Origin of the sequence: Haloarcula sp. CBA1122, assembly GCF_009741785.1 — an archaeon.
GTDB classification, from domain to species: Archaea; Halobacteriota; Halobacteria; order Halobacteriales; family Haloarculaceae; genus Haloarcula; species Haloarcula hispanica.
The window spans coordinates 15,587-41,102 of record NZ_WPCB01000026.1 but is presented as its reverse complement, the minus strand read 5'-3'; the positions used below and the strand labels follow the sequence as shown (position 1 = coordinate 41,102).

The following is a 25,516-nucleotide window of genomic DNA, read 5'->3' as shown; positions in this document are numbered from 1 at the left end:
GTCTTTCACGACCGCTCGGCAGCCGTATATAGCATGTCAGAGTACATCGGTCGACGGACATTTGTCGAAGGGACGGCGGCGACGCTGGCGAGTTCCGGGATTGCGGGGAGCACAGCAGCACAGGAATCCAATGGTGGTGAGTCAGGCACCGATGACGCCACCGACACGGAGGGCGAGGGGATGACCGACGACACGACGCTCATCGCTCACCGCGGGTTTGCCGGCGTCTACCCGGAGAACACGGAACTGGCCGTCGAGGCCGCTTCGTTCGGCGGACCGGGAACGCAGACGGCCCACCGGCGCGCCGACATGGTCGAAGTCGATGTCGTACCGACCGCCGATGGCACGCTCGTCACCTTCCACGACAACGGGCTGGCCGAACGCGACGGCGGCGAGCGCGGGCTGACAGACACCGAGGGCCTCGTTTTCGAGACCGACACGGATACTGTGACCAACGCGACTGTCTTGGGGACCGAAGAAACGGTCCCGACGCTTGAGATCGTCATGGACGCGATTCCACCGAGCGTCGCTGTCAATCTAGAGTTCAAGAACCCCGGGAGCGACGACCTCGCGTTCGCCGAGTCGCTGTCGGACCAGACACTGTCGACGCAGCGAGAACTGTGGCGACCCTACACCGAACGCGCGCTCGACCTCGTCAGCGAGTACGACAACGATATTCTCGTCTCGTCGTTCTACGAAGCTGCGCTTGCGACTGTCCGTGATTACGACGACTCGGTCCCCGTCGCCTTCCTTTTCTGGGATAGCATCGAGGAGGGGCTGGAGGTCACCCGCCGCTACGACTGCGACGCGATGAACGTCCCCCGGCATATGGTTCAGGGAACGCCCTTCTTCAACGACAGCGAGTACATCGACTCCGACCTGAGCGACATCGACCTCGTCGACATCGCTGCCGACGAGGACCGAGCCCTGAACACCTGGACCGTCGGCACGTGGTATCAGGCCCGGGAACTGGTCCAGGCTGGCGTCGACGGACTCATTTCCGACTATCCCACTGTGCTCTCGATTCAGGACTGATGAACGCCGATGCCGAATGTTGAAGGGCCGACCGGCCGACACCAATAGTATGGAAGCACCGACCGGGGACGCAGGAATCTACGCCCGTGAGTCGTCGTATCTCGACCGGTACGTCCAGCTTGGAGAAGCCGGCGACCGGATCATCTCGTTGTCGTTTCCGTCCCAGCCAGAGGCCGACGCTGGCGAGGACCACGCGCTGCTTGACCGCATCGACGAGTATCTTCAGGGGGTCGAAGACGACTTCGCTGATGTGACGGTCGGCCTCACGGTCCCGACGGACCAGCGAATAGTGCTGGAAGCTGTCCAAGAGATTCCGTACGGCGAAGATGCATCCGTCGCGCAGGTCGCGCGGATGACGCCGGACCTGAATGATGACGAAGAGGACGACCTCGCACAGGTCCGGGAGGCACTGGCCGCAAACCCCGTGCCGCTGTTGATTCCGGACCATCGGGTTCGAGACGGGCCAAGCGCCGCGCCGCCGCCTGTCGAGCAAAAGCTCCGGGCTATCGAGGGTCTCTAGGCCCAGAGCCGGTCGACGCCAAGCCCCTCGTGGACAAGTAGTTCGAGGGCGTTGACGAGGTAGTGGGCGACGACGACGGCGAGTAAGCTGTTTGTCGCGATGAACAGGCCAGCGAGCGCCAACCCCAGCGTGCCGGTGACGACGATACCCACCCGGCCCTGTGCGCCGTGGCCCAGCGCGAAGGCGACAGAGGCGACGATAGCCATCGCCCACGCCGGCGCGTTGAGGCCGGCCACGGGGACGCCGATAGCCGCTGCCCGGAAGAGCAGTTCCTCGACGATAGCGATGACCGGCAAGACACCGCCCAGCAGGATGACCCAGCCGCCGGGCGAGTCCGGGGCGAGCAGTTCCCGTAGCGACTCATCGAAGGTGACGCCGAAGCCGTCTGCCAGCGCAGCGGCGCCCTCGTTCCCGACCCAGAAGCCGATTCCAGCGCCGATACCGATTGCCACTGCCGGCAACCCTGTCGAAAGTGCGTCACTGGTGACTCCAAACGCACTGGCGGGGATTTCGAAATAAAACGCGCCGGCGACTAGCAGCACGCCGAACAGCCCCTGTGTGAACGCGACGTTGGCAAGCAACGCCCCTGTCGAGACATCGCTCGGGGCGAGCGTGTCGCGCATCTGTTGTCGCTGGGCCGCCGCCCGTTGCGTTTCGAACCGTGGGATGGTCGGGTCCCTGTCGGCCATTGAGACGCCGTCGACTGTGGATGAGACGCCGCCGTCGGACCGTACGGCTCCCTGCGAGAGCCGTGCGAGACCGAGAAGCGCGGTTAAAAGAAACCCCGTCAGGCCGACGAATGCGGCCCACTCGGGCATTTATTGGGGACTTGGACTGCCGCCCTGCCGGCCGACCTCGTGGTCGAGTGCCTTGCCTGTGATGGACTTGAGGCGGTCGACCAGCGAGTCCTTCTCGGCTTCGCCGGCGAGTGCGACCTCGAGGACCTCTGAGATGTGCGAGACGGGAATGATCTCGATCATGTCCTCGTACTCGTCCTCGATCATCACGTCCTGCGTGTTCGCCTCGGGGATGATGACCGTATCGAGGCCGGACTTGGCGGCCGCCTCGATCTTGTGCGTGACACCGCCGACCGGGAGTACGTCACCCCGGACCGACAGTGAGCCGGTCATGGCGAGGTTCTGCTTGATCGGAACGTCTTCTATCGCGGAGATAACCGCGGTAGCGACTGTGATAGAGGCGGAGTCGCCGTCGACGCCACCTTCACCGGCCTGGACGAACTGGATGTGAACGTCCTTCTCGGAGATGTCCTCGTCAGAGAACTTCTTGATGATCGCCGAGACGTTCTGGACAGCCTCTTCGGCCATCTCCTTGAGCTGTCCCGTGGCGATGACCTGACCGGGGCCCTGTGACGGGCTGACCTCGGCCATCACGGGGAGGACGATACCGCTGTCCTCGCCCATGACGGCGAGCCCGTTGACGCGGCCGACCACGTCGCCCTGGTTGACGGTGAGCTCGTAGTCCTTGCGGCGCTCGATGTAGTTGTCCGCGAGCTGTTGCTCGATGGACCGGGAGCGGCGTTTGGCCTGTAGCACGTCCGCTCGCTCGGTGCGGTCGCGGTCCTCGGCGCGGGCGATGTCGCCGGCGACGCGGACCAGCCCACCGAGGTCACGGAACTTCAGGCTGAGGTGGCCTTTGCGGCCGGCGCGACGCCGGGCCTCCAGGATGAGTTCCTGGACGGCCTCCTCGGTGAAGTGCGGGAGCCGCCCGTCGTTTTCGACCTCTTGCGCGATGAACCGGGCGTACTTCCGGCGCATCTCGGGGTCGTCCTCGATGGTGTCGTCCATGTACACCTCGTACCCGTACCCCTTGATACGGGAGCGCAGCGCGGGGTGCATGTTCTCCATCGCGTCGAGGTTCCCCGCCGCGATCATGATGAAGTCACAGGGAACGGGCTCGGTCTGGACCATCGCGCCCGAGGAGCGCTCGGACTGGCCTGTGATGGAGAACTCGCCCTCCTGGATGGCCGTCATCAGCTTCTGCTGGCTGCGGATGTCGAGCGTGTTGATCTCGTCGACGAACAGCACGCCCTTGTTGGCCTGGTGGATGGCACCGGGTTCGACGCGGTCGTGGCTCGGCGTCTCCATCCCGCCTGACTGGAACGGGTCGTGGCGAACGTCGCCCAGCAGTGCGCCGGCGTGAGCGCCCGTCGCGTCCTCGAACGGCGCAGTCTTCTGGTTGGCGTTGTTGACCAGCAGGTTCGGGATCATCGCGTCGCTACCGCGCGAACCGTAGCGGAACGCGAGATAGATGACACCGGCCGCGAGAATCCCCAGCAGGACTTGCTGGACGAGGATGAGGGCGTAGCCGATGACGATGGCGATGATGATCCACATGAGGAAGGTCCGCATCTGGTTTCGCTTGCGGGCCTCCTCCTTGTGGGCCTCGACGATCTGTTCCCCTTTGCCGCCGGGGACGGTGCGAACTTTCGGCTCGTTGCCGTCGTCGGGATTGTGATAGACGAGAACGTCCTGCAGCTCCTCCCGCGGAAGCAGTTGGGACATCGCTTTCGCCAGCATCGACTTCCCCGTCCCGGGGGAGCCGATCATCATGACGTGGCGGCGCTGTTTGGCCGCCTTCTTGATCACGTCACGGGCGTGGTCCTGCCCGATGACCTGGTCGACGAGTCGGTCTGGCACTTCGATGTCGGCGGTCGACTCGATTTCGAGACCGCCGAGGAGATTCTCCTCGTCTCCGTCCAGTTCGGACTCGCCGTCAACTTGGACATCGCTTCCGAGTGTCGTTTCGGACGTTTCTCCCTCGCCGCCCCATCGCTCCTCGGACGGGTCGGATGGCTCGTCGGCCGAGGGCTCAGAGGCGGGTTCGTCGGGGTCCTGTTTGGCCCCGTTGGTCGACGCCTCTTCCTCCCCAGCGTCGGATGCCTCCCGGTCAGGGTCGGGAGTCGCGTCGGTGTCGGTGTTGTCGCTCATACAAACGTTGCTAACATACTCACGGAAGGCCTGTCGACTGATATACTTTCTCCCCGTGTCGGTTGTTGCAACACCCCGGAAACCGCAGTACAGCGCCCGAATTGGGTGTGCTTGTATTCCGGCGGTACCGCGTCGTCGGGTTTATCAAACCACCACACCCACTGGGGAATATGCGTGGGTTCTACATCGGTCGCTTCCAGCCCTACCACAACGGCCATCACTCGATGGTCGAACGTATCGCCGATGAGGTGGACGAACTCGTCCTGGGCATCGGAAGCGCCGACGATTCACACACCACTCACGACCCCTTCACGGCCGGCGAGCGAATCATGATGATCACGAAGGCCGTCGCGGAGTACGACCTGACGACTTATGTCGTCCCCCTTGAGGACATCAACCGCAACGCCGTCTGGGTGAGCCACGTCGAGAGTATGTGCCCGGACTTCGACGTGGCGTACTCGAACAATCCGCTTGTCGTCCGCTTGTTCGAGGAGGCCGGTATCGAGGTCCGCCAGTCGCCGATGTTCGACCGCGACCGACTGGAGGGCAGCGAGATCCGCCAGCGGATGATCGACGACGAGTCCTGGCGTGACCGGGTCCCGGCATCTGTTGTGGAAGTCATTGAGGAGATCCACGGCATCAAGCGACTCCAGCACGTCTCAGACAGTGACTCGCTCGAACGATACACCGCCAGCGGCGAGTCCGTCACCGAATCCATCGATGACCTCGACGACTGATGATTACGCTCAGCTCTGATTTCGGATCACCGTATCCGGCGGCGATGAAGGGCGTCATCTGTCGGGCGACGGACGCGCGTATCGAGGATATCGCCCACGACTTTCCGCGGCAGGACGTTCGGGCGGCGGCGTTCTGGCTCACGCAGACGCTCCCGTACTTCCCGCCGGCAGTCCACTGTGTCGTCGTCGACCCGGGCGTTGGGACCGACAGAGATGCGCTTGTGATTCGCGCGGGCGAGCACGCACTCGTGGGCCCGGACAACGGCGTTCTCTTACCGGTCGCTCGCGAACTGGCTGAAAACGAGAACGACGCAGCGGACACGTTCGAAGTGTTCACCTGGGCGTACGACGACCCCGCGAGCACGACCTTCCACGGGCGGGACGTGTTCGCGCCCGCCGCAGCGGCCGTCCACGACACCGGCGTCGATACCATTGAAACACGGCCCGAAATTGAGCCGACCGACGACTACGTCGACCTTCGGTTCCCGGCAGCCGCAGTCGAAGGTGACGGAGCGACCGGCGAGGTACTCGTCGTCGATGACTTCGGGAACGCCGTGACGAACATACCCGGTGCGGTACTTGCGGAGCGGTTCGGCGGGGTGGTCTCGGTCGACGGCGTTGAGGCTCCAGTCCGACGGGCCTACGCCGCCGTCGACCAGGGCCAGCGACTCGTCACTGTTGGCAGCCATGGGAACGTCGAACTCGCCGTCAACCGCGGCCGCGGCGACGAAGCGTTCGGTGTCAGTACCGGCGACACAGTTTCCGTATCACTGTGATGACGTGTAACTACGAAGGGTTTTAGGCTCGCCGAAAAATCGGTGCTGTTAAGTCTTTTAGGCCTGCCTAATCGACTGTATGCCACAGAGACGCGACTTGCTGAAGACGGTGGGGATCGCTGCGACGGGACTCCTTGCTGGCTGTCCAAGCCAGGGGTCGTCCGAACCGAACACGGCGTCAGCTGATACCGAAGCAGCGACAGAACAGGTAACGGGTGCGGAAACCGACGAGGGGGACGAAAGCGGCGTCTCGGTCGGGCCGATGACCGCTGTCGCGACTGAGTGGAACGTCTACCGGGCGCGGCTGTACGACGCCGTCGCGCTGGGCCGGGCCGGCGCACCCGGTGCCGGGGCGACTGTCGCCCAGAGCGTTTTCGCCCGCTTCGAGGGGGCGTCGGGCGAGTACGGAGCCCACGAACAGCTAGAAGCCACGTCCGAGTCGGCATACGAGGGGTTCGAGGACGCGCTCGGGTCCGTCCAGTCGTCGCTGTCCGAGGGCGACGTGTCCGGAGCCGCCTCGGCCGCAGACAAAGCGTCGGGCCACCTCCAGACAGCGCAGCAGGCCGCTGCCGGACAGCAGGCCACCAGAGTGCTGGACCTGCTCGTGCTGGGTAGTCGGGCGAGCAATGCCGCCATGGCCGGGACGCTGGGCGCTTTCGAAGCGGCCGCTACCATCGCGGAGGAGACGATGACCGCGTTCGAGGACGCGCTGGTGTACAGCAAAATAGAGACTGCGGACGCGGAGTCCTACGAAGCCTTCGAGAACGCACTGGCTGGCATCGGTTCCGCCGCGGGCAGTGAAGACGCGAGCGGTGTCACCGAACAGGCCCGCGCCGCGCTCGATGCGACTGTCACAGGTGCGTATGCGCTGGTCCAGCAAGAGGCGGTCGCTGGTGCAGGTCACCTCGCGACGATGCAGGCCCGCGGCTGGGACGCGGCCGCACTCGCGTCCGCCGGCGGTCCCGGGCAGGCGTACGCGCACACGGTCACGCTGAACAGCTACCGTGCCCGGATTGCCGATGCGGACTGGCTCGCCGCCAACGACGCGGCCGATGCAGCGTCGACGGCCGTCGAGAACGTCTTCGCTCACTTCGAGGGAGCGAACGCGCACGACGCGCTGGAGGAGGCCGACGGCGAGGCCTACGAAGCCTTCGAGGGCGGACTGGAGGACCTTTCCAGTGCCATCGAGAACGGGAGCGCGGACGGCATCGACAGCGCCGTCGAAACGGTCGATACGAACCTCGTGACTGGTATCGAAGCGCTGGTCGGCGGCGAGGACGCCCGGGCGGCGCTGGAGTCCGCCTTCTTCCGTGCGCGCATTGCGGACGCTCGCGAACTGTATCGCCTCGGCGACGCCGACAGCGCGGCGACTATCGTCTCAGACGTGTTCGCCCGCTTCGAGGAGAACGAACTCGGCTTCCACGAGACGATGGAGCACGAGAGCGAGGACCTCTACCATCGCTTCGAAGAGGAACACCTCGTGGCACTCCAGTCGGCCTACGAGAACGACGACAGCGAAGCCGTGGCGACCCATCACGACGGGGTCCAGCAGGCCTTGCTTGACTTCGAAGCGGCCCTGTCGACGGCTGTCGCCAGCGGAGCGGAGGCGGACTACATGATCGGGCGGGCCTTCGACGCGGCCGGCCTCGCGGCGCTGTCGGAAACCGACCGCGCGGCGACCGTCATCCAGGATACCTTCGCCCACTTCGAGAGCGGCGCGGCGGGCTTCCACGAGGCGCTGGAAGAAGCCGACGAGGAAATCTACGAGAGCTTCGAATCGACGCTTTCCGACGTTCGTGCCGCCGCTCAGGACGGTGGGGATGTCACCAGCGCGGCGACAGCGTTCAACGACGAGGCCATCGCGGCGGCGTATGCCATCGTCGGGAGCGCCGGCGGCAACGGGGAGGCCGCGACAGCCATCGTACAGGACGTCTTCGCGACCTTCGAGGAAGCACGGGTTCACGAGATGCTGGAGGAAGCGGACCACGACGCCTACGAGCACTTCGAGGCTGCGTTGAGCGACTACTCGCAAGGGCTGACGAACGGCGACGGCAACCCGACACGGATGGCGGATGCCACACGAACCGGGCAGTTCGCTGTCGTCGGCGCTGTCGACAGCGCCCCGAGCGGGTCCGGAGGCCACGGTAGCGAGGAGTCCGAGGAGACCGAGACGTCGCTGTCCGGCGGCCCGAACGTCGTCGAGGGCGTTCCCGACGACGCCGACCACGTCGTCGACATGGAAGCAGTGGCGTATGCGCCGGAAGAACTCACTGTCAGCGTCGGCGATAAAGTCGCCTGGGAACACGTCGGCGGCGAACCGCACTCCGTCACTGCTGTGGAGGACGAAATCCCGTCGGACGCGACCTACTGGGCCTCCGGCGGATTCGAGAGCGAGTCGGCCGCACGCGAGGGATGGGAGAACGGGGAAGGGGCAGTGCAGTCCGGCCAGAGTTACGTTCACACGTTCGAGACGGCTGGCGAGCACGGCTACGTCTGTATTCCGCACGAAGCCGCGGGGATGGTTGGCACCGTCATCGTCGAGGAGTAATCGACGCTCTACTTTTTGGCACGCCTAGAAACCGATGGCTTTTTGTATTTTAGGGTAGCCTAAACAATTGTATGCCGGACGAACAGGCCACATCGAGACGGGATATCTGTCGCCGTAGCGAGTCGGGTACTGCCGTCCCTGTCGTCCGCGCAAACGCCGCCCTACAGGAGGTGAGAGTCAGGACGTGACCGGGTATTGACCTGTCAGTCTCGACCATCTTTCGCGGCGACGACCACCGTGGGCATAGCCCGTCGCCGCGCGCCACGAGTTTTTCGTGTCTGTCCCGTGGGCGTCTCGCCCCAAGGACGCCCCATTTCAGGTCCTTTGCTGTGGACCACACCGGAACTATCGGTCCTCCCAGCGGATGGTGTCTGGAGAGTACGAGAACCCATCTCACATCGTCTGTATCAGCACTTTTGTGATGACGCTCAGCCCGGATAGGTCCCGCCGCCAATCACTCCCGTTCATCATACCATTGACGACGATAGCGACGGCGAAGAAGCGATGCCGCCGTCATGCGAACGGTTCGGGGTAGGCGTTTTGAGTCCGCCGGCCCTGGCACTGGATATGAGCGACGAGGAACCAGCGGAGAACATCAGCGGCGGGACCGCTGGCGGCGGCCAGTCAGCCACGTTCGACCCGGAAACGGCTGGGACGCGGGCCGAAGCTATCGTGGACCGCCTCGGCGAAATGTACTGGACGAAGACCTACGGCGGCCGGGACGCCTTCGAGTGCCTGGTCCGGACGATTCTCAGCCAGAACACCTCCGACAAGGCGAGCCAGCCGGCCCACGACGAATTGATGGCGCGGTACGGGAGCGGCGGCGGGGCTGCGAGCGGTGGCGGCACCGATGCTGACCTCGCCCGCGCGCTGGCCGACGCCGACCAGCCCGAACTCGCCGAGACCATCTCCTCAGCCGGGCTCTACAACCAGAAGTCCGAGCGCATCATCGCCCTCGCTCAGCGTATCTGCGAGGAGTACGGCGGTGAGGCCGGGTTCGACGAGTTCGTCCGCGACAGCGACCCCGAGAAGGTGCGGTCAACGCTGCTCGACATGAACGGCGTCGGCCCGAAGACCGCCGACTGCGTCCTGCTGTTCGCGGGCGGTCGCGGCGGTGTGTTCCCCGTCGATACACACGTCCACCGCATCGCCCGCCGGATGGGGCTGGCCCCACCCGATGCCGACCACGAGGCTGTCCGCGAGTATCTGGAACGCGACGTCCCTGGGGAGAAATGCGGCTTCGGACATACCGCGATGATCCAGTTCGGCCGGGAGTACTGTAGCGCCCGGAAGCCGGCCTGTTTGGACGACCCCGACGCCTGCCCGCTGGCGGGCCACTGCGACCAGGTCGGCGTGTATCCGGCCGCTGACGAGGTCACCGACCCATCGGAAACGGTCTAACGCTTCACAGTACCCTGCAATACTATCGTTGGGTGCTGATATCTGCACTCTCCTGTCAAAAATCGTACTGAATCACGTTTCAGGAAGTGCTTTAGTCCCCCGAAAGTGACAACGTCCGTATGTTCGGACCGGTATCCGACCGTGGGTTAGTGCGCCGGTACTACCTGTACCGTGCCACGATTTCGGTCGGATTCATAACTCCCATTTTCACCTTGTTTCTCCTGCGAACACTGACGTTCACACAGGTCGGTGTCCTCTCAGCGGTCTGTTCGGCGCTGTCAGTCGTCGGCGAGATACCAACAGGCTACGTCGGTGACAGGCTCGGGCGGCGTGCGAGCCTCCTTCTCAGCGTGCTGTTCACCGTTACCTCACTCGCAGGCTTCGTTCTCGCTTCGGGGTTTCTCTGGTACGGCTTCCTCTATGCACTGTGGGCGCTGGCGCTGACGTTACGCTCGGGGAGTATGGATGCGTGGCTGTACGATACACTCTCTGAACGACTCGATAGCGGGCAGTTCAGCCATATCCGCGGCCGGGGTGACGCGATGCAGAACTGGACTGCGGCAGTCTCAATGGTTGTCGGTGGCCTGCTGTACGGGCTGGACCCGATCTATCCGTTCGTTGCTGCGGTCGGTTTCAATAGCCTCGGGTCCGTCGCACTGCTTTCATTGCCGAAGAACCGGCAGTACGCAGACCGGGGTGGTGACTCTGACTCCGGCGACCGTCTCGATCCGCTGGAAACCGTCGCCGTCATCCGCACGCATCTGGCTCGACCGCCGCTCCGAGCACTGATACTGTACATCGGACTGTTCTATGCCGTGTTGAGCGTTTCTCACACCTACGTCCAGCCGATGGCGGTCGAGACGCTGGGGCCGTACGTCGCCACTCTCGGCGTAGAGGTCCCTGCTGGTGGTCCGATCGCGGCGGCGCGAGCAGGTGAGGCCGGCGCGGCGCTCGCGCTCGGACTGGGTGTGCTGTACGCCGCCCTGACAGCAGTCTCGTCCGCTGGCGGCTACTACGCCGGCGCAATTGAGGCCCGTCTCGGCGTCCGCAAAGCCGTGATCGTCGTGCCAGCCCTGACGGCTGTCGCGCTCGTGGTACCGCTGTGGATTGCGCTGGTGGCACTACCGACGTTCGCGACAGTCCGAACCGCGAAGCCGCTGGTCCAGCCCATCGCAAACGGGTATATTAACGACCATGTCGAGGCGGTCGGGCGGGCGACGTTGCTCTCAGCGGTCTCGATGTCGTATATGGCTCTCCGGACGCCGCTGGCACTTGCTGCTGGGGTGGCGGCGGATGCAACCACGGCGACCACAGCAGTTGCGGCGCTTGGCGGCCTGTTTCTCGTCGCTGGCGGCGCAGTCTGGCTGTTCGGGGCGATTGCGCCTGAGGCAGTGACTGCGTCCGGTGACAGGGCCAGCAAATCGGCATCATAGAGCCGTCGGCAGTCGGCCGGGCGTTCCGACCGGGTCAGGAGTATATCGCAGTCTCCTCCGAACGACAGCGGACTATCCCGACTACAACGCGGTTCGGTCAGTTTGTAGATTACGCCCGGTGGCCCCAGCGCTCGCCGTCCTCGGCGTAGCGGGCACTCACAATCCGGTTGAACTGGTCGTCGGACAGCGAGATGTCGGCCGCGCCGACGTTCTCGTCGAGCTGGTCGATGGTGCGGGCCCCGACGATGGGGACGCAGGTGATATCCGGCTGTTCGATGAGCCAGCGGAGCGCGACCTGGGCGGGGGTGGCGTCGAGTTCGTCCGCGACGGCGCGGAGTTCGTCGAGGACGTGCCAGCCGCGCTCCGAGAGGTAGAAGTCCTCGAAGCGGTCGGACAGCGAGCCGCGAGCGCCCGCCGGTCCCTCGAAGGCCGTCGGGTCGTCGTCGTCCGTGCGCTCGTACTTGCCCGTGAGGAAGCCGCCGGCCAGCGGCGAGTACGGACAGACAGCGATGTCCTGATCGGCACACACATCGAGGTAGTCTTTCACGTCATCGCGGTAGCCGGCGTGGAAGAGCGGCTGTGTCACCTCGAAGCGTTCGTAGTCCTCGACGTCGCTCTTCCAGAGGGCCTTGGTCAGTTGCCAGGCGGCCATCGTCGACGCGCCGAGGTGGTGGACCTTGCCCGCGCGGACGAGGTCGTCGAGCGTCGACAGCGTCTCCTCGATGTCGCTGTGCTCGTCCCAGCGGTGGATGTAGTAGAGGTCGAGATAGTCCGTGTCGAGGCGGTCCAGCGTCCCCTCGATCTGTGCGCGGATGTGCTTGCGGCCGAGACCAGAGTCGTTGGGGCCGGGCTCGCCGCGACCGTCGAAGGGGAAGTACACCTTCGAGGCGATGACAAAGTCCTCACGGTCGTAGTCGTCGAGCCACTCGCCGATGTATTCCTCGCTGGTCCCGTTGGGGTTGCCGTAGACGTTGGCGGTGTCGATGAAGTTGATGCCCCGCTCCCACGCCGCGTCCAGCAGTTCGTGGGCCTCCTCGCGGTCGGTTTCGACGACGCCGCCGGTCTCCCGGCCGAAGCGCCAGGTGCCGAAACACAGCTGTGAAACCGTCGTTCCGGTCGAACCGAGTCTGGTGTATTCCATACCGGAGCCACGCGGGGCTACCCGAAAAAGGGGTTTGGTCGCGGCGAAGGCTGACCGGTACTCTACGACCGCTTCACGGACGCCGCGACGACCAGCCCGGTCACTAGGAGAAACGCCGTCAGCGAGAGGTTCGGCACGGTCAGGCCGAACACCCGGTACTGTATCTGGGCACAGCTAACCGCCCCGAGACCGCAAGTGGTCTGGCTTACCTGCAGCCAGGAGTGGTAGGCCGCGATGGCGGCCCCCGGCACCGCCAGCGGCAGCGCCGTCCGGACGACACCGGGCCGGTTCTCGACGGCGGCGACGCCGAGGACGACCACCAGCGGATACATGAGGATTCGCTGATACCAGCAGAGCCGACAGGGGGTCAGCCCGAGGCCCAGCGAGAGATAGAGGCTGCCGGCCGTCGCAACGGTGGCGACGGTAGTCGCCGCGGCCAACAGGAACCGGGCTCGGTCGGAATCGGATCGAGAATCGCCCACAGGGAAGCCAGCGTTTGCTGGCGGAAAAAGCGTTCCGAGAGTCGCCCTCTTTCTCGGCTCCCGCTTGACCGGAGCGCCAGCGCTCGCTTTTTCAGGCCTGCCGCCGACAGCCAGCGTATGCCCGACGATTCGGACCCCGAGGCGAACCTCGAACAGTGGAAGTCCGCGATGCAGGAAGAGCACGCTGAGGCCATCGCAAACCCCGACCCCGACGAGTCCCACCAGATAGAGGGCGTGGCACAGGTCACATATCGGGTGACGTTCGACTACGACGCCGACGAGGACGTACTTGACCGGGCCAGCGCCGAGGAGGTCGACGACCTGACCGACCCCGAGCTGCTCTCCTGTGCCTGTGGCGTTCGTGGGATGACGCCCGAGGAAGCCCGGGAGCACATGGCCGCCGCTGTCGAGCAGATGTAAACAGGGACAGCAGGCCCTCTCAGTCGTGGATAGTCACGCCGTCCTGGTCGACCGAGATGTCGAGCAGGCTGGTCACTTCGTAGTCGGTGTCGTCGAGCGCCGACTCGCCCTGTTTGCGGAAGACGACGACGATGTCAGAGATATCTGCCCCGATGTCATCGAGCGCCTCGCAGATGGAGGCCATCGTGCCGCCGGTCGAGAGCAAGTCGTCGACGATGAGCAGGTCGTCGCCCGCCTCGATGTCGTTGATGAACATCTCCGATTCGGAGTAGCCGGTGGTCTTGTGCAGCGGGACCTCGTCGTCGAGGCCGTAGGAGCGCTTGCGGATGACAACAAGCGGAATGTCCGTCTGGAGCGAGAGCGCGGTCGCGATGTGGATACCCATCGCCTCCGGCGCGACTATCTTGTCCACGTCGAGGTCGGCCGCCCGCGTCACACCGACGACGACCTCGCGGAGGAGTTCCGGCTCCAGCATCGGAACGCCGTTGCTGAGTGGGTGGACCAGGTAGGAGTATCCATCCTTGTCGATTATCGGGGCCTCGTGCAGCGACTCGCGGAGCTTCTCCATGCCCCCGTTACCTGAAGCGGGACAATAAACCGTTCGAGGCTGGGCTGCGGTCTGTGCGTTACAGTATCATGTTGTGACTCGGACGGTCCACACAAACGACGAACCGAAAGCGACGGCGTCAGTCCGCCGTCGAGGCCGAACGGTCCTGTTTCGTCTCGAAGGGGCTGTCCTCAATGATGTCCCGGGCGGTGTGCTCGCCGCTGATAAGACACATCGGCATCCCGATACCGGGGGTCGTGTAGGCCCCGGTGTAGTAGAGCCCCTCGAGGCCGGCGCGGTGGCCGGGGCGAAGCGGCCCGGTCTGGAACAGCGTGTGGGCCAGCCCGAGCGCCGTCCCCTGGGGGTCGCCGAAGCGCTCGGCGAACTCGCTCACGCAGGCCGACTCCTCGACGACGATGCGGTCACGGAGGTCCACGCCGGTCTGTTCCGCGAGGTCGTCCAGCACGAACTCCCGGTACTCCTGTCGAATCTCGGGGCCGTCGTTGAGCCCCGGTGCGATGGGGACGAGGACGACGACGGCGTGGTGACCGTCAGGGGCGACCGTCTCGTCGGTCTTCGACGTGACCGAGAGATAGTAGGCGGGGTCGTCGGGCCACGCCGGACGGTCGAATATCTGCTCGAAGTGGTCGTCCCAGTCTGTCGGCAGCACCAGCGAGTGATGCGCCAGCGGACCCACGTCGCCCTCGATGCCGAGATACAGCATGAACGCGGATGGCGCGTAGGTCTGGTCGTCCCAGTGGTCCGGGTCGTGGTCGCGAACGGCGGGGTCGAGCAGATTCTGCTCGGTGTATGCGGGGTTGGCGTTGCTGACGACGATGTCGGAGCCGACGACGCCGTCCTTGGTGGTCAGTTCGAACGCCCCCGCCTCGCCGGCGATGTGCTGGACCTCGGTCCCGGTCTGGACGTCGACGCCGAGTTCGCGAGCCAGCGACCCGAGGCTGTCGACGACGCCGGCGATGCCGCCCTCCGGGTAGAACACGTTCATGTTCAGGTCGACGTGGCTCATGATGCTGTACAGCGCCGGGGTGTTGTGTGGCGCGCCGCCGAGAAACACCAGCGTGTATTCGAGCAGCTGCCGGAGCTTCGGGTGGTCGATGTAGCGGCCCACGTAGTCGTCCATCGAGCCGAACAGCCGCGCCCGCGGCGCGAGCGGGAGGAGGTCGGTGTCGACGTAGTCCCGCAACCGCTCGCGGCCCTCGTAGACGACCCGGTTCATCGCCAGTTCGTAGTTCTGTTCGGCCCGGTCGAGGTACTCGGCTAGCGCATCGCCGGCCCCCTCCTCGTAGGACTCGAACACCTCGCGGGCGTTCTCGCGGTTCGGCCGCATCGTCACGCGATCGCCGTCCTTCCAGAACACCCGGTACTGGGGGTCCAGTCGCTCCAGTTCGTAGTAGTCCGCGGGCTCGCGGTCGAAGTGGCCGAAGAAGCGCTCGAACACGTCGGGCATCAGATACCACGACGGACCGGTGTCGAACCGGAAGCCGTCGCGTTCGAGGACGCCCGCGTGCCCGCCGAGGCGGTCGTGGCGTTCGACCAGTCGCACGTCGGCCCCGGCGTCGGCCAGATAGCACGCGGCCGAGAGGCCGCCGAAGCCGCCGCCGACGACGGTCACCGTCCGGTCGCGAGGGAGGCCATCACGCATAGCAGCCGCTAGCGACTATGACTGAAAAAGGGTTGTCTGGATTCTCAAGACCTCACAACAGACACTGTCATAATTAATCCACTGGGCCGTTCCCAGTTCGCTGGAATCGCTTGTCTCGTTTATTGTGAGTATTTCCCTAGGGCCACGATATGCCCACGACCGGCCTGGGGTCCGTCTGGCAGCGGCATCGGGACACCGACCGCCATCCGTCGCTCTGGCTCTCGCGGGCGAGCCTGCTGGTGCTCGCCGCCACCTTCGGCCTCCTCGGCACCGTCGGCGTCAGGGTCCCGCTCCGGGCCCAGATGGTGGTGTATCTCGTCGGGATGGTCGCGCTCAATCTCCCCCACGGCGGGTACGAGCACTTCGAGAACCTCCGCCGCCGTCGCCCCTCGTTTCGCTGGCGGTACGTCGCGGTGTATCTGGCGGCCATCGGCGGATTCGTCGGCCTGTTCCTCGTGGCGCCAGTCGCCGGCCTCGCGCTGGCGCTGACCGTCGCCATGGCGAAGGGCGGGCTCGGCGGCCTGCAGGTGCTGGAAGCCACGAGCGGCACCGAGCACCTCAAGACCCGGTTCCAGCGCGGGCTGGCGGCGGCCGTCCGCGGCGGCGCGGTGATGCTCGTCCCCATCGTGTTCTGGCCGGAGACGTTCCACGCGTTCAGTGCGCTGATGGTCGGGCTCGTCGAACCTGGGGCGCTCTCGTCGTATGCAGGCTTGTTCGACACGACCCGGCTCGTCATCGGGTCGAGCTACGGGCTCGCACTGACGGCGCATATCCTGCTTGGCTACGTGCGCGGCGGCGGCCGCTCCTGGCTTGTCGATGCCGGAGAGTCGCTGCTGCTTGCGGTATACTTCGCGTTCGTTCCGGTCCTCGTCGCCGTCGGTCTGTACTTCCCGTTCTGGTACTCCGCCCGACAGGTGGCGCGGACGGCATCCGTGGAACAAGAGCCGGTCGGCGACGAGCGCTGGGACCTGCTCGGCGGCGCGGACGCCTCGACCGTCGCACTGCGCGCCTGGGTCGTCCTCGTCGTCGGGGCGCTGGCCACCTTCGGCGTCCTCGCCGCCGTCTACTGGGCGTTCCCGAACCCACTGGGGGCGAGCGACCTGCTCCCCGGCGCGGTGGCGTTTTGGAGCGTGTTCATCAGTATCGTCGCGCTCCCGCACATCATCGTCGGGTCGGTCCTCGACCGTGACCGGGGTATCTGGTACGTGCCGTGACGGCGCAGTATTCGGAGACAGCCACGGCGTCAGTCCACAGATGACTAGGTTTCTGTAGCTGGCGAACGCCTGCGTCGGTATGTCCGAGTTGCGCCCCGTCCCGACGACTGACCGCGAAGCCTGTCAGCGGATGCTCCAGTACGCGTTTGCGCCCGAAACGGGCCCGGTGACGCCGGACCCCGATAGCGACTGGCCGCCGTCGCTGTTCGATCAGCGAGGCCTCTACGACGGTGACGGCCTTCGTGCGGTCTGCAAGCTCTACTATCTCGATACAACCGTTCGCGGCGAAGCGGCGACGGTCGGCGGCCTCGGCGCGGTTGCGACACCGCCCGAACACCGCCGAAAAGGATACGCCGCCGACCTCTGCCGGCACGCCTTACACGAGTACCGCGAGGCCGATGTCGGGTTCGTCACCCTCTGGCCGTTCTCGACGCCGTTCTACCGCCGCCTGGGCTGGAGCACGGCGAACACATATCGCCGCTTCGACCTGCCGCCGTCGGCACTTCCAGACCACGACACCGCCGGACAAATGGTCCGCCTCGACGCCGACGACTGGGAGCGGCTCCGTCAGGTTGAGTCCGCTTCAGCCGCCGGGACGGCGCTCTCGCTCCGCCGCTCAGAAGCGTGGTGGCGCGAGCGGACGCTCGCCGACTGGGACGACGACGGCGTCCCGTACTGCTACGGTTACGAACGCAACGGTGACCTCCGTGGGTACGTCGTGTACACCGTCGCGGACGATGCCGACCGCACGCTCTCGGCCACACAGTTCGCGGCCGCCGACGAGGAGGCCCGCCGCGAGCTGTTCGCGTTCCTCGGGACCCACGGCGCACAGATAGAGCGCGTCACGCTCCAGTTGCCACCCGACGCCGACCTCCTCCATCGCGTCGACGACCCTGGCGCGGTCGACTGTACCGTCGAGCCCGGGCCGATGGTGCGGCTGACCGACATATCTCATCTTGAACGCCTCGACTGGCCCGATGGGGGCCTCGACTGCACGCTCTCGGTCAGCGACCCGCTGCTCGACCGCAATGACGGTCTGTTCGAACTGTCAGTGAGCGGCGGCACTGCGACAGTCGACCCGCGTCCAGCCAGCGATTCGGCGGCCGACGTGAGCATCGACATCGCGACCCTCTCTCAACTGGCCGTCGGGACCCATGGCGTCGACGCCGCCGAACGAGTGGCCGGCCTGGAGATACGCGACGACTCGGTTCGGGACCCGCTCGCTACCGTGTTCCAGTCCGAGCCGGTGTATCTGGGCGAGTTCTTCTGAGAGCGTTCCCCAAGACAGCTCCTCCCAGTCGACGCTCACTGGCGAGCTTGGGGGCGGAACCGCTAAGCGAACTCGCTGGGAAGGGGCCACTGAGTGTCACCACGATGCCACTAGACGAGATGCAGACAATCGGCGTCCTCGGCGGGATGAGTAGCGAGTCGACGCGGACCTACTATCGGCGTATCGACCACAGAATCAACGACGCACTCGGCGGGCACAGTGCAGGCGATATCGTCATCCGGAGCGTCAACTTCGCCGCCATCGAGCAGTGTATCCGTGACCAGGCCTGGGACAGCGTCGCGTCAATCCTCGTCGATGCGGCGCTGGACCTGGAGGCCGCCGGAGCCGACTTCGTAGTGATGGCGACGAACACGATGCACCGGGTCGCGCCCCAACTGGTCGAGGCACTCTCGGTGCCGTTCCTCCACATCGTCGACGTGGCGGCGGAGGCAATCCGTGCTGCGGGCATCGAGACCGTCGGCGTCCTGGGGACGGACGCCGTGATGTCGGGGGCGTTCTACCACGACCGGTTCGCGTCACACGGCATCGAGACGGTCGTCCCCGACCCGAGCGCCCGTGAGGATGTCGACCTGATTATTTTCGATGAGCTGACCGCCGGCGAGGTGCGCCCCGACTCACGAGCGCGGTATCTCGACGTCATCAACGGGCTGGTGGAGGCGGGGGCACAAGGGATTGTCCTCGGCTGTACCGAAATCGAACTCCTCGTCGAACAGTCGGACTGCCCCGACACGCCGCTGTTCGACACGACGGCGCTGCACGTCGAGCGAGCCGTTGACCGAAGCCTGGCGGCCGTCGTGGACTGATTCCCTTGTAGACGGGCGGCACTCCGTGACTGGCCCTGTTCTCGTCACCCGGGTCTGGGACCGGCTCAGTCGGTGGTCGGGGTGTCGCCGTCGTTCGCTCGAATCCGAACCGTCGAGATACGGGTGCCGTCGACGCTTGTCACCTCGAACGCGTGTCCGGCCGCTTCGGCGGTATCACCGACTTCCGGCGCGCGGTCGAGATGACTCAGTACCAGCCCGCCGACGGTTTCGACTGCGTCGCTGTCGAGGTCGACACCGAGCGCCTCGCTGACTGTCGACAGCGGGACGCCGCCGTCGGCGTCGTAGCTCCCGTCGCTTCGCTTGCGGATGGCGTGTTCGCGGCCGTCGACGTCGAACTCGTCGCGCAGGTCGCCGACGACGGCCTCGACCACGTCCTCGATGGTCGCGATGCCTTCGAGCGACCCCCATTCGTCGATGACCGCGGCCATCTGCCGGCGGTCTTGCCGGAACTGCAACAGGAGGTCGTTGATAGCGGTCGTCTCCGGGACGACCGGTATCTCGTGGGCGATATCGCCGGCAGTCGTGTTTTCGTTGCCTTCCTCGCCGGCCCGTAGCACGTCCTTGACGTCGATGAACCCGACGATCTGGTCGCTGTCGTCGGCATCGACCACCGGATAGCGGGTGTGTCCCTCGTCGAAAACGACTGCCCGGATATCCGACAGCGTGGCGTCGGCCGGCACGCTCACGACGTCGGGGCGCGGGACCATGACCTCCCGGACGACCGTATCGTCGAGGTCGAACACGCGCTCTATCATGTCGACCTCCGCCGCGTCGATGTTCCCCTCTTCGCCGGACCGAGCCAGCACCCGGCGTATCTCACGCTCGCCGAGCGTCTCGTCCGTTTCCGAGGCCGGCGGGACGCCGAGCAGTTGCGTAAAGGCGTTCGCCGAGCCGTTGAAGACGACGATACCAGGATAGAACAGGTAGTAAAACAGCTTCATCGGCGGTGCGAGCAACAGTGAGAGCCGCTCGGTCTGGGCAATCGCGAACGCTTCGGCGCGAGTTCGCCGAAGACGACGTGGAGGAACGTGATGATTGTAAACCCAATCGCGAACGCCACGAGGTGGAGGAGGGTCTCCGGCAGTATCGGTGCCAGAACGGGTTCCAGCAGCGCCGCCACGGCGGGCTCACCGACCCACCCCAGCCCCAGCGAGGCGAGCGTAATCCCGAGCTGGGTCACCGCGAGGTAGTTGTCCAAGTCCGCCATCACTGCCTGGAGCGAGCCCGCACCGGCTTTCCCCTCGTCAGCGAGCTGTTCGACAGAGGTGCCGCGAACGCGAACGAAGGCGAACTCCGCGGCGACGAAAAAGCCGTTCAGTCCCACGAGTACCAGCGCCAAGACGAGCTGTGCCGCCGAGAGCGCGAGGTTTACCATCGCAGCCTCCGGACGGCGAGCGGCGGTGTGTTCATACACACCCATCTCCGTCACCGTACTAAAGTGCTGGAATCTCCGCGCCCGTACCGCCGTCGACTCTCTCAGCGGTACGCGGCGCGGACAGTGTCCGCGATGACACCGGGCTCCCGGTAGTGTTTGGTCACCGGGGGGACTTCCCGGTCAAGGTCGAGCATCTCGTAGACGGCGGTCATCGCCGACCGGACCGAGTACTCGACGGTGAACACCACGTCCCGCGGCTGTTCGGCGTACTGTCCGAGGAACGCCAGGTTGTTCGACCCGTCAGGAACGACTTCGGGTCGGTCACCGGGCTCCCGTGGCTGGAAGTGCGCCGTGATGAACGGCATCATCGCCGGGATGCAGGTCACGTCGTCGAGTAGCTCCGGGAGCCGGTCCTCGCACTGCAGGTGGTAACACAGCTCTTGGAGGATCTCCCGGCCGGTACACTCGGACATCGGTTTCTCCACGTAGTTCCCCTCGCGGTCCGGGAACAGCGCGTAGCCCCAGAACACCTTCACGTCGTCCGGCTGGTTCGCGAAGTGGGGCTGTGCGGCGACGACTGTCGACAACAGCCAGTTCGACCCGAGGTAGGTGACGAGCCCGTTGCCCGGTTCCTCGTTCGTGAAGTCGACGATGTGGTCGAACAAGTCGGTGTTGTGCAGGGTGACGGTGAACGACTCCCATTTCGTCTCCGTGACGTTGTCCGCGAACACCGACGGGTTGCCGAACTGTGGGTTGTCCTCGGCGATGGACTTCCACAGCTCCCACGACGCCCCGGTTTCGTTCAGTTCGGGGGCCTCGTCCATCCCGCCGATGGACGAGCCGTCGGTCATCGACCCGTTCGTCACGAACACGAGGTCGGACGGCTCAACTGGGACCGACTCGGTGCCGCTGTCGGTTTCACAGTAGAGCCGCTCGACGGTGCGCCCTGTCCGCGACGGGACGATATCCATATCCGTCACCTCGTGGCCATACTCGAAGGAGACGCCCCTGTCTTCGAGCCAGCGTCGGAGCGGGAGGATCATCGAGTCGTACTGGTTGTACTTCGTCCGGTCGATACCTTCCATGGTGTGCAGGCGCGGGAACTCGTGCAGGAACCGGTACATGTACCGCCGGACTTCGGCGACGCTGTGCCACGGCTGGAACGCGAAGATCGTCGCCCAGACGTACCAGAAGTTCGTCTCTAGGAACGACTCGTCGAACCACTCTTCGATGCGCGTGTCACCGAGTCGCGGTTCGGGCGTGAGGAGCAACCGAGCTATCGACTGTCGATGCTGGCTCGTCAGTCCGTACTCGCCCGCGTCGATCCGTTCGCCCTCGTGCATCAGCCGCGTTTTCGCGTACGAGGGGTGCGCTTCGTTGAACTCGTCCATCACGTCTTTGACCGACCGCGAGTCGTCTTCGAGCGACGGGATGGACTCGAAGAGGTCCCACGTACATTCGTACGCCGGATAGTTGAACATCCTGCCGCCCCGGATCAGGTAGGCCTCGTCCGGGTCGCCAGCGCCGTCCATCGCGCCACCGACGACGTCCAGCTTTTCGTAGACATGGATGTTTTCGCCGGGCATATTGCCGTCCCGTACGAGGAACGCCGCCCCAGCGAGGGAGGCAATACCGCCGCCGACGAAGTGTGCGTCGCGGTCAGTGACGTGTGGGTGCTGGTGGATGGTCATTTTGGGTCACCGTCATGTAGTACTACGCAACTCCCAGCCCTAACCGTTGCCAACATATGTACAGCAGTTTATAAGAGGGGACATCTCGCCGACATAGCCGCGCTCCGGGTAGCCCGCTGTCACTGTTCGGAGCTGGCAATCGTGTGGTCGATCAGCTGGTCCGTTCCACGTCGGAGACGCTCCGAGATCGCGGACGTGGTCGCGTCGAGTTCTGCCGAGAGTTCCGTCAGGTCTGCTCCGCGAGGGACGGCGAAATAGCCCAGTCGGTGGGCTGCCAGCAGCGCCTCTCGTTGCGGGGCGGTGAGTCCGTAGTCATCGCCGCCGTGTTCCGTCTCGCAGAGCCGATGCGGGCGGAACGTGACGCTGCTGGACTGACAGGCGTCCCGGAACGCTTCGAGGTCCGCTCTGTCGGCGAACTGCGTACTCACCTTCCACCCGTGTTCGGTCACGAGCGCACCCATCGGATACGTCTGCCGGTCGACGAGCTGGGTGTACATCTCGACGTAGTCCGTGTCGAGGACGACCCGATAGCGGGACTCGACGATAGCCGAGTCCATGGCGACAAACTCCACGACGGACTCGTCGCCGAGCAACGCCGATTCGAGGGCATCCGGTTCGACGCCTGTCGCGGAGAATACGAGTGCCGGCTCCGCGGTCGTTCCGGAGACGACGGTGTCGACGATCAGCCGGGTGTCCAGTTCGGCAGCGACCGCACACAGCGGCATATCCGCGGACTGCAACTCGAACTCACAGATGACGCTCATATGTGTTGCTCGCCCGACCAAAATAAAGGCGTACTGGGGATTCCCACGCGCCGAAACCGACCGGCGAGGTCGGAGCCGCTCGACGAACATCCACAGGCGGAGCAGGCCGAGGCGGTTCACGCTGTCCCTGCAACGCGGATTGCGACTCCATCACTGCTCGTACTGGGACGCGTTGCGCGTTGTGGTGGATACACGCGGCGAAACGGTACAGGAAAACGCGTGTGCCGAACCGCTCCGAGCGTCAGTCTGTGTTCACGCTGTTGTCGATCAGCGGTGTCGGGATTGCTCGGTTTCGTCGGCAGCGACGTCAAACTCCGACAGGAGCGCCTTGAGCTGCTCGGCCTGCCCGCTCAGCGATTTGATGCTGTCGTTGATCTCCGACATCGAGGCCGCCTGCTCCTCTGCGGCGGCGGACACGCTCTGTACCTCATCGGCAGTGGATTCACTGAGGTCGGCGACTTCCTCGGTCATCGATACCGCTTCTTCAGTACTGGCGGCCTGATCGTCAGTGGTGTCGCTGATCCCCTGGACGCCGGCGTCCGTTTTGTCGGCGTACTCCGACACTTCTGTGAACGCTTCCATGACCTCTTCGACCGCACTGATGCCTGCTTCCATCGACTCCTCAGCGACTCTGGCCTCGTCGACAGTCGTCTCCGTCTGGGACTGGACATCGGTAATGAGTTGCTCTATTTCGGTCGCCGATGCCTGCGTTTCCCCGGCGAGTTCCTTGACTTCGTCGGCCACGACGGCGAACCCTTCGCCGTCTTTGTCGGCACGAGCAGCTTCGATGTTCGCGTTCAGCGCGAGCATATTCGTCTGCTCGGCGATGTCGGCGATCAGCTCGACGATGGTGCTGATTTCCGCCATCTGCTCGTCTAACTGTTCGACGTTCTCGACAGTCGTGTCGATTGCCTCCTGTACTCTGCGTGAACTTTCGAGCGCGTCTCTGGCCGTGTCTTCGCCCTTTCGGGCGACGTCAGCGGTCTGATTCGAGTGCTCCGCAACCGAGTCAGCGGACGCAGCTACCTCTTCGATAGCTGCCGAAAGGTCAGTCATCTCTCCCGAGACTGTGTCCAGCATATCGCGTTGCTCGTCGGCGGCAGCCGCGATCTCCTGAACCGATTCGCTGACCTCGCCGCTCGCACGCTCGGCGTCAGTCGCCCCGACTTCGGCCTCCTCGCTGGCGGCTGTGACAGTCTCCGCGAACTCCTGAATGTCGACGATAGTGCGTTCCCACTGTGCGAGCATATCGTTGAACGACGACGCGATAGCCGCCATCGCCTCGTTGTCGGTCTCGCTTTCGGGGAGACGCCGGGTCAGGTCACCGTCCGCGCACGCTTCCATCACGTCACTGTATACCTCTGCTTGCTGTTCGAGTTCCGCCGCGAGCGTCTCAGCCTCTTCCTTTGCCTGCTCGGCGCGGGCTCGCTCTTCTTCCGCCTCCTCCTGGGCGTCTGTTGCTTGTTCACGGGCAGCCTCGGCTTCGTCGATTTTCGAGACGAGTGCGTCGCGCATACTCCCGATAGACGTGAACAACTGACCGATTTCGTCCCGGCGAGAGCTCGAAACGTCGACATTGTACTCTCCCTGCTCGATGGCAGTAGCGGCCGCAGAGAGCTGTTGCACGGATGTCGCCGTGTTCCGTCCAATCGTTCCACCCACGACGACAACGCCACCGAGCGCGAGCAGGATGAACGCCAGGATATCGGTCCGAATCTGCTCGCTCAGCGCGAACGCGTTCGCCGCAGGCGTGTGCTTGATGACGACCCAGTTTGTGCCGGGGATGGTCGCGTACGCGGCGACGTGGTCGGTGTCAAGCACTGCGTCCTTCGCTGGCGTGTCGGTAAAGGTGCCCTGTTCGGTAGCCGTGCTGATCTCCGGGATGTCGGACTGTGACTGGTTCGGGATGTACGGCTGTCCGACGGCATCGGTGCCGGCGTCGGAGAACAACACCTCAGTCGAACTCGATGTCGGGCGGACCACCTGTGTGAACGTCCCGTCGATACCAGTGCTGAACTGCTTGCTCAGGTCGCTGGCGTCGTACTCGACCACGAGTACGTGTGTGAAGTCGGCGGCGACACTCATCGAACTGACCACTCGCTTGCCGTTCGCGTTCGTGTACGGGTTCGATGAAACCACTGTGTCGCGGCCGATAGACCGAGTCCGGTCGACCCACGGATGTGCGTCCGATGTGACACGCGTTCCGCGGAGCGTTTCGTCAGTACTTGCCACAATCCTTGCCTCCCCCGCTGTGCCGACAGTGGGGTCTGCAAGGTGGACGGCAGCGACGCGGTCGGACTGGAGCTCATCCGCGGCGAGCCGTTCCGTGTAGGCCTGCTGGTCTTCGCGCGTCGCGTTGAAACCGAGCAGCGGATTGTTTGACGCGACGAGCACCGGCCGTTCGTTGCGCTCAATCCACTCGTTCAACAGGCCGGACTCGGCGTTGACCTCCTGTACGAGCTGTTGTGCCGTGTCGTCTTCGAGTGTGGCAGTTGCGTTCCCCTGCACCCAGAACCCGCCGGCCGCGATGAGTACCACGATCACGAGCAACGCAACAGCGAACTTGACGAGGTACGACCGGACTGGCAGCAGCGCAACGGCTTTCGCTCGCTCCAGCGCTGTCGTGTCCGAGGCCGCTGACGCTGTCGCGTCTGCTGATTCGTCGTCACCGTCGCCTGAATGTGCTGTAGATTCTTCCATACTGAT

The 25,516-nt window shown here is 64.8% G+C and carries 20 protein-coding genes and 1 pseudogene; 11 read left to right on the top strand and 10 right to left on the bottom strand.

Going from position 1 to position 25,516, the window contains the following annotated elements; translation table 11 throughout:
* Nucleotides 1–33: 33 nt before the first annotated feature.
* Together GJ630_RS11730 and GJ630_RS11725 are read left to right on the top strand one after the other, a co-directional pair.
* On the top strand, nt 34–1,035 hold the full coding sequence (locus tag GJ630_RS11730) for a glycerophosphodiester phosphodiesterase (RefSeq protein ID WP_165895702.1): 1,002 nt from the start codon (nt 34–36) through the stop codon (nt 1,033–1,035).
* A 16-nt stretch (nt 1,036–1,051) separates the two neighbouring features.
* Nucleotides 1,052–1,555: an MGMT family protein gene (locus GJ630_RS11725; RefSeq protein ID WP_007188756.1), complete on the top strand. Its 504-nt coding sequence runs from the start codon at nt 1,052–1,054 to the stop codon at nt 1,553–1,555.
* Here the strand turns inward: GJ630_RS11725 and GJ630_RS11720 are convergent.
* The gene (locus tag GJ630_RS11720; RefSeq protein ID WP_007188757.1) at nt 1,552–2,373 is read right to left on the bottom strand and encodes a CPBP family intramembrane glutamic endopeptidase; all 822 of its coding nucleotides are present in this window, start codon (nt 2,371–2,373) and stop codon (nt 1,552–1,554) included. The genes GJ630_RS11725 and GJ630_RS11720 overlap by 4 nt on opposite strands.
* Nucleotides 2,374–4,503 (bottom strand): ATP-dependent protease LonB, encoded by a 2,130-nt coding sequence (gene lonB / locus GJ630_RS11715; RefSeq protein ID WP_064288828.1) that lies wholly within the window; start codon nt 4,501–4,503, stop codon nt 2,374–2,376.
* Between the two features lie 170 nt (nt 4,504–4,673).
* Between lonB and GJ630_RS11710 the strand changes: the two genes are divergently transcribed.
* The 5 genes from GJ630_RS11710 (at nt 4,674) to GJ630_RS11690 (ending at nt 11,398) form a co-directional block, all read left to right on the top strand.
* A complete protein-coding gene (locus GJ630_RS11710; protein ID WP_014041115.1) occupies nt 4,674–5,240 on the top strand; it encodes a nicotinamide-nucleotide adenylyltransferase in 567 nt (188 codons plus the stop codon).
* Complete coding sequence (locus GJ630_RS11705) at nt 5,240–6,016, top strand: S-adenosyl-l-methionine hydroxide adenosyltransferase family protein (protein ID WP_191449935.1); 777 nt, start codon at nt 5,240–5,242, stop codon at nt 6,014–6,016. Before GJ630_RS11710 ends, GJ630_RS11705 begins: the two co-directional genes overlap by 1 nt.
* Nucleotides 6,017–6,095: 79 nt before the next feature.
* The gene (locus GJ630_RS11700) at nt 6,096–8,564 is read left to right on the top strand and encodes a DUF5059 domain-containing protein (protein WP_191449934.1); all 2,469 of its coding nucleotides are present in this window, start codon (nt 6,096–6,098) and stop codon (nt 8,562–8,564) included.
* 567 nt (nt 8,565–9,131) lie between these two features.
* Nucleotides 9,132–9,965, top strand: a complete 834-nt coding sequence (nth, locus tag GJ630_RS11695; RefSeq protein WP_191449933.1) for an endonuclease III — start codon at nt 9,132–9,134, stop codon at nt 9,963–9,965.
* Between the two features lie 119 nt (nt 9,966–10,084).
* Entirely contained in the window at nt 10,085–11,398 is a 1,314-nt protein-coding gene (locus tag GJ630_RS11690) for an MFS transporter (protein WP_064288832.1), read from the top strand.
* A 109-nt stretch (nt 11,399–11,507) separates the two neighbouring features.
* On the opposite strand, the gene GJ630_RS11685 is transcribed toward GJ630_RS11690, so the two are convergent.
* Together GJ630_RS11685 and GJ630_RS11680 are read right to left on the bottom strand one after the other, a co-directional pair.
* Nucleotides 11,508–12,539, bottom strand: a complete 1,032-nt coding sequence (locus tag GJ630_RS11685; protein ID WP_064288833.1) for an aldo/keto reductase — start codon at nt 12,537–12,539, stop codon at nt 11,508–11,510.
* A gap of 62 nt (nt 12,540–12,601) precedes the next feature.
* Nucleotides 12,602–13,021, bottom strand: a complete 420-nt coding sequence (locus GJ630_RS11680) for a disulfide bond formation protein B (RefSeq protein ID WP_014041109.1) — start codon at nt 13,019–13,021, stop codon at nt 12,602–12,604.
* A gap of 117 nt (nt 13,022–13,138) precedes the next feature.
* On the opposite strand from GJ630_RS11680, the gene GJ630_RS11675 reads away from it, so the two are divergent.
* Nucleotides 13,139–13,441: a hypothetical protein gene (locus GJ630_RS11675; RefSeq protein ID WP_191449932.1), complete on the top strand. Its 303-nt coding sequence runs from the start codon at nt 13,139–13,141 to the stop codon at nt 13,439–13,441.
* 19 nt (nt 13,442–13,460) lie between these two features.
* Here the strand turns inward: GJ630_RS11675 and hpt are convergent, their stop codons facing one another.
* Nucleotides 13,461–14,009, bottom strand: a complete 549-nt coding sequence (gene hpt / locus GJ630_RS11670; protein ID WP_064288836.1) for a hypoxanthine/guanine phosphoribosyltransferase — start codon at nt 14,007–14,009, stop codon at nt 13,461–13,463.
* A gap of 118 nt (nt 14,010–14,127) precedes the next feature.
* Entirely contained in the window at nt 14,128–15,651 is a 1,524-nt protein-coding gene (locus GJ630_RS11665; protein ID WP_191449931.1) for an NAD(P)/FAD-dependent oxidoreductase, read from the bottom strand.
* Between the two features lie 149 nt (nt 15,652–15,800).
* On the opposite strand from GJ630_RS11665, the gene GJ630_RS11660 reads away from it, so the two are divergent.
* From GJ630_RS11660 to GJ630_RS11650, 3 genes are all read left to right on the top strand, one after another.
* Nucleotides 15,801–16,865: a Brp/Blh family beta-carotene 15,15'-dioxygenase gene (locus GJ630_RS11660; protein ID WP_191449930.1), complete on the top strand. Its 1,065-nt coding sequence runs from the start codon at nt 15,801–15,803 to the stop codon at nt 16,863–16,865.
* A gap of 79 nt (nt 16,866–16,944) precedes the next feature.
* Nucleotides 16,945–18,135, top strand: coding sequence for an enhanced intracellular survival protein Eis (gene eis, locus GJ630_RS11655; protein WP_191449929.1), 1,191 nt, complete (start codon nt 16,945–16,947; stop codon nt 18,133–18,135).
* 104 nt (nt 18,136–18,239) lie between these two features.
* Nucleotides 18,240–18,959 (top strand): aspartate/glutamate racemase family protein, encoded by a 720-nt coding sequence (locus GJ630_RS11650; protein ID WP_252718795.1) that lies wholly within the window; start codon nt 18,240–18,242, stop codon nt 18,957–18,959.
* Between the two features lie 65 nt (nt 18,960–19,024).
* On the opposite strand, the pseudogene GJ630_RS11645 reads toward GJ630_RS11650, so the two are convergent.
* From GJ630_RS11645 to GJ630_RS11630, 4 genes and pseudogenes are all read right to left on the bottom strand, one after another.
* Nucleotides 19,025–20,400 (bottom strand): annotated as a pseudogene (locus tag GJ630_RS11645) (hemolysin family protein).
* Between the two features lie 56 nt (nt 20,401–20,456).
* Nucleotides 20,457–22,046, bottom strand: a complete 1,590-nt coding sequence (locus GJ630_RS11640) for an oleate hydratase (protein WP_146416998.1) — start codon at nt 22,044–22,046, stop codon at nt 20,457–20,459.
* Nucleotides 22,047–22,165: 119 nt separating this feature from the next.
* Complete coding sequence (locus GJ630_RS11635; RefSeq protein WP_050036956.1) at nt 22,166–22,810, bottom strand: helix-turn-helix domain-containing protein; 645 nt, start codon at nt 22,808–22,810, stop codon at nt 22,166–22,168.
* Between the two features lie 267 nt (nt 22,811–23,077).
* Nucleotides 23,078–25,510 carry a methyl-accepting chemotaxis protein gene (locus tag GJ630_RS11630; RefSeq protein WP_252718794.1) on the bottom strand — a complete coding sequence of 811 codons (2,433 nt, stop codon included), beginning with the start codon at nt 25,508–25,510 and terminating at the stop codon, nt 23,078–23,080.
* Nucleotides 25,511–25,516 lie beyond the last annotated feature (6 nt).